The 4,434-nt window shown below is 71.6% G+C and carries 4 protein-coding genes; 2 read left to right on the forward strand and 2 right to left on the reverse strand.

Translation table 11 applies throughout. From position 1 onward, the window contains the following. Nucleotides 1–137: 137 nt before the first annotated feature. Nucleotides 138–605, reverse strand: coding sequence for a hypothetical protein (locus tag ACFWA9_RS38415; protein ID WP_380394104.1), 468 nt, complete (start codon nt 603–605; stop codon nt 138–140). Between the two features lie 153 nt (nt 606–758). Further along, nucleotides 759–1,055 (reverse strand): hypothetical protein, encoded by a 297-nt coding sequence (locus ACFWA9_RS38420; RefSeq protein WP_380394107.1) that lies wholly within the window; start codon nt 1,053–1,055, stop codon nt 759–761. 1,476 nt (nt 1,056–2,531) lie between these two features. On the opposite strand from ACFWA9_RS38420, the gene ACFWA9_RS38425 reads away from it, so the two are divergent. Together ACFWA9_RS38425 and ACFWA9_RS38430 are read left to right on the forward strand one after the other, a co-directional pair. Then, nucleotides 2,532–3,128 carry a hypothetical protein gene (locus ACFWA9_RS38425; RefSeq protein ID WP_380394109.1) on the forward strand — a complete coding sequence of 199 codons (597 nt, stop codon included), beginning with the start codon at nt 2,532–2,534 and terminating at the stop codon, nt 3,126–3,128. Nucleotides 3,129–3,589: 461 nt separating this feature from the next. After that, a complete protein-coding gene (locus ACFWA9_RS38430) occupies nt 3,590–3,922 on the forward strand; it encodes a hypothetical protein (protein WP_380394112.1) in 333 nt (110 codons plus the stop codon). Nucleotides 3,923–4,434 lie beyond the last annotated feature (512 nt).

Below are 4,434 nucleotides of genomic sequence, written 5' to 3' on the forward strand. Positions count from 1 at the left end.
GGGCGCGCAAGTGGCCGGGCAACCCGAGACAGGCGACCGGGGTACAGCCCACGTCCCGGCCGACCCGGAGGGCATCGAGTTCCGCCTCCTGGAACCAGGATCCCGCCCGCCTGAGCACGCAGGCGGGCGGGGCCGGGTCAGACGTCGAACGCCTTCACCCGGACCAGCGCGGTCGCGTCGTCCTCGTACGTGACGTCCAGCTCCAGGAACATCGCCTGCCCCTGCGGGCGCGTCCCGTCCGTCTCCTGGGAGTTGGCGAAGCGCAGCCCCGGTCCGTACGTCTCGACCTGCCGCACGCGGGGGAAGGCCGCGGTCAAGCTGGCGGCGAGGTCGGCGCGGGGCATCCGGAACTCGGCCGTGTAGCCACGGTCCATCAACGAGTTGGTGTCCGTGCAGCTCGCCCCGGTGGCCTGTGCGGGCATCGAGGCGCCCGCGAACTCCATGACCTCCGAGCAGCCGGCCCGTTTCGGGCTGCCGTCCACGGCGGCGAACGTGAACACGACGAGGGCCAGGTAGACCACGGGCGACAGGACGAAGCCGACTCCGAGGGCAATGGCGGACCACGTGAACCACCTGCGCTGCGCGGGAACGCGTTCGGCCTGCATGAAGGAACCCCTCGGCTGTCCTGATGCGCGGTAACGACGTCACCCCGTCGCCACATTGAACACGTTCAACGCCCCGGATCCGGTTCCCGCCCCCGCCCGAAACAGACGGCCTTGCCCATCCTGCCCGGCCCGCAGAGGCGGTGCCGGCCTCGATCAATCCAGGTCGGCGCTGGCGAGGGTGATCGCGAGCGAGATGTGGGCGACGGCGCCAAGGCAGCGCTCCGCGGCCGTGCTCGGGTCGCGCGTGGTCCGCACGCCCTGGAGCGCCAGCAGCCCGACCAGCACCGCCTCGTCCATCGCCGCGTCGAGGACCTCGTCCACACCGACCTCGCCGGAGGCCGCCAGCCCCTGCACCAGAGCGACGGCCTGCCGGGGATCCTCACGCCACCGCGCGACGACCTCGGAGCCCGCCGCCGTCAGCTTCATCGCCGCCCGCTGGTCCACGCTCACCGCCGGCACGCCGGGCCGCAGCGGCCCTTCCACCGCGGTCGGCAGCGAAACGGGCCAGGACCGCTCCGGGCTCCTCCACGATCTCCTGTGCCCGCACCAGCCCCACCCTCACGGCGCTCGTCCGCCGGGCCCGCTCCCGCTCCCGCACGAGGGCGGCCGGCCAGCGGGCCTCGTCCTCGGCCCGGGCCGCCTCCAGCAGCGGGGCGGCCGTGTGGCCGAGGTAGACCACCGGGAGGGGATCCACCACGACCGCTTACTGCCTCAGCGGGGCGTCGGCGACCGGCTGGTACAGCGCCTGCGCTGCCGAGGCGCGGGCACCGACCAGCTCCGTCAGAGCGAGGATCAACCGCGCGTGACGGCGACGGCGGGCGGGCAGGGCCAAGCGGTCCGATGTCATAGTGACACCCGCACAGTGCCGCACCGCACCCACCAGCGCGGCCCGTTCCCAGAACATCACCCTGCCGGTCAGCGCCACTGGTAGGACGCTCCGGTCATCGCCGGGAGCAGCACCGGGCCGCCCACGGTGGCGTCGGGCCGGACGGCCTGGTCCAGGACGGCGCCTTGGACGGCACGTCGCCCCTGCCCAAGGCGTCGTCACGGGCGGCAAGGCCGCCCGGCTGGGCCACACCTTGTCGGCGAACCAAGGGCTGGGCAGCCACGCGACCGCCGAGCCCAACAACTCGGCCCAGCGCCGCCCGAAGGCCGTACGCTGACCCGGCCACCACGGCCACCCGGCCGGCACACCGCCCTTCCGCGGGACCCCGACGCGGGCCCATGAGGAGAGTCCGTTGGAGTTCGGGATCAAGCAGATCGCCACCGTGGTCCGAGGCCACCTCAAGGCCGGCGACGACTACCAGGGCGGAGTCGATGGGCGGCCGACCTACGGCGCAACCTGCTTGCTACGGTGAAGGGATGACCGGCCCTGGCACCGCACCGCCTGCCCTCCTCCTGGAAGCCTGATCCTCTGACCCGCCTCGAACCGCACCTCCCGAAGGTCCGGCGACAGCCCTGACGCCCCATAGTTCCGCGGGTCGCGGGCCCGGTCGAACCCTGGTCGTTCAGAACCGGCAGGCGAGCTGCCACATCGGCCCGAGCCGACGGACTCACTCTCCCTGCGCCAGCCGGCGAGGCGAACTGAAGGCCGGGGCCGGATTCCGGAAGGCGCCGCGCGCCTCCGCGCCCGTATCGAGGCGACATCCCACGGGCTGACCGGGGGAAAGCGGTGTCCAGAACCTTGAGCCGGGCAGTGCTCCAAGCGGTGTGTCGCTACGCCTCCTGGAGGATCCGAGCTGACGTCCGACCTCGTGGGCCGTGGCGGGACGTCGTTCGTCGATCCCGGGCATCCCTACCGGCTCGGCATCCAGTGACAGCGCGGAAGGGCCCGGCGGACCACCCGGGTTGAGTACGGGTACTCAGGCGCCGGTCCGGGCTCCGTCCTACGGTGGCGGTACGAAGCGGGACCGGGGAGGGCCTGGAGTGTTCGACAAGGGGTTGGCGAAAGGCTGTCTGGGGGCGGTGGCGGGCCTCGCCGCCACGGTCGCCGTCCTCTTCCTGCTCAACATGGGCGTGTGGTGGTACATCGGGCTCGACGACCCGTACACACCCAAGTTCGGGCCCGAGCACGTCCGCTTCACCGCCGCCGAGTTCCAGGAACGCAGCGAACAGGCCCTTCATGACACGGTCGGCGAGTTCAGCGCGGATCTTGCACTGAACGACACCGGCTACACCGTGCAACGGAATCCGCCACGTCCGAATGACGAGCTGAGCAGGCTGTCCCTCGTCGACCGGCAGCTCACCGCCCAAGCCACGATCATCGCATCCCGGCGCCGGGAACTGGCGGACGGCATCGCCGCCAACTGGCAGGCGCACAGCTACAAGAAGGACAGCTGGCTCTCGACTCCCACCGAACGGGAGAAGGGCCCGGACTACAAGTTCAGCGCGGAATCCCCCGAGGGAATCAGGGTCTACGTCACCCTCGCACCAGGACCCGACCAGACGCTCACTCTCACCATGACCATCCGCGGCGACGGCGTCGAGTACACCCCCGACTCCATCCAGCCCACCACGCAGTGATGGCAAGGCGTCCTGCAAGGCCACCCACGCCCTCACCTCCCGCCGGCGCACTCTGCTGGTCGACGCACACGGCTCCGTCGCCCACGCCCACCTCGGCACACATCCTCGGCACCCCGCGCGGCCCCGGTCACCCCCAGAGCCACGGGGGCAGGCGTACGACAGTGTCGAGGACGGGCGCGTCACACCAACTCGGCCGTCCGGCAATAGGGCCCACTACTCCCGCCACACCAGTAGTGTTGCCGCCCAGGCGGCCCTGGGGGCCACCGTGGACCATGAGCGTTCCGGGGGCGGACGATGCAGCACCTGTACGTGGCGGACTTCAGTGTCGCCCCGGCCCCTGGCCGGCGCGTCACAGACGGCCCAGCCGCCCGGTCAGAACCAGCCCGCGCCGGACGGCACGTCACCCTCGCCGATTCGGCTGAATCCCTACCGGCGCGGCCGCGCTCGGGAAGACTGGGGTGATGGCCACTATGCCGCCCGCCCTTCACGGACGTCTGCGCCGCTGGGTCCGGCAAGCGCTGCGTGAGCGGCGCCCGGGCGCCCTGTTCGTGCTCGCGCTCGCCCTTCTTCTGCTGCTCGGCGGTGCGGAGTGGGTGGCTTCGCGAGCCGTCCTGGCTTTTGGAGCCGGGGAGAGCGGCGCCCTGCGGGCCGGCCTGGTGGCCGCGGTCAGCGTTTTCGCGTGGGCCGGCGCGTGGACCGCACCCGGACGCCACGCCGTCACCAGCCGGGGCCTGCTGCTGGTGGGCATAGGCGTACCCGTGGGCCTGACCGCCTTGTCCTTCCTGTTCCTGTGACCCGCTGCAGTCCGGCGGACCGTGCCTGGCCGTGGTCGGCGACCCAGCTGCCCGGCCCGCTCAGGAGCGCGTGCCGTGAGCGGCGAGGGCCGCGCGCAGCTCGTGGCTGAGGAAGGCGGTCTGCCAGAGGTCCACGTCCAGGTCCGCGCAGGTCTGGCAGCCCTCCAACGAGGCTGGCAAGCAGTTGCTGGGCGCTGGGTGCGATCCAGGCCAGCGCGAGCTCGTGATCGTCGCTGCCTGCCTCCTCACTCCAAGGCCGTTCAACCCCGAACCACCCCGCCGCGGGCGAGTGGATGACGCCCTGGAAGTAGGACAGGTCCGCGTCGCCGTCGAAGCCGGTCTCGACGTAGTAGTGCAGCGTCACCGGGCCGCCGCGCAGCACCTCGCCCTGCTTCAACGTGACCTGCGGCGCTAGTACTGCAACGGTGCTTACCGTGACTACTGTTGGGTTCGCTCGTTGGGCTGTTCATGGGTGGGGACATATCCGAGGTCGATGCTCGTCGGTGGTCAGA

It is taken from the genome of Kitasatospora sp. NPDC059973 (assembly GCF_042737525.1).
Classification (GTDB): Bacteria; Actinomycetota; Actinomycetes; order Streptomycetales; family Streptomycetaceae; genus Kitasatospora.

Excerpts from the sequence above, each read along its gene's own strand:
- ACFWA9_RS38415 (WP_380394104.1), bottom strand. The coding sequence starts at position 605 with ATGCAGGCCGAACGCGTTCCCGCGCAGCGCAGGTGGTTCACGTGGTCC.
- ACFWA9_RS38430 (WP_380394112.1), top strand. The coding sequence starts at position 3,590 with ATGGCCACTATGCCGCCCGCCCTTCACGGACGTCTGCGCCGCTGGGTC.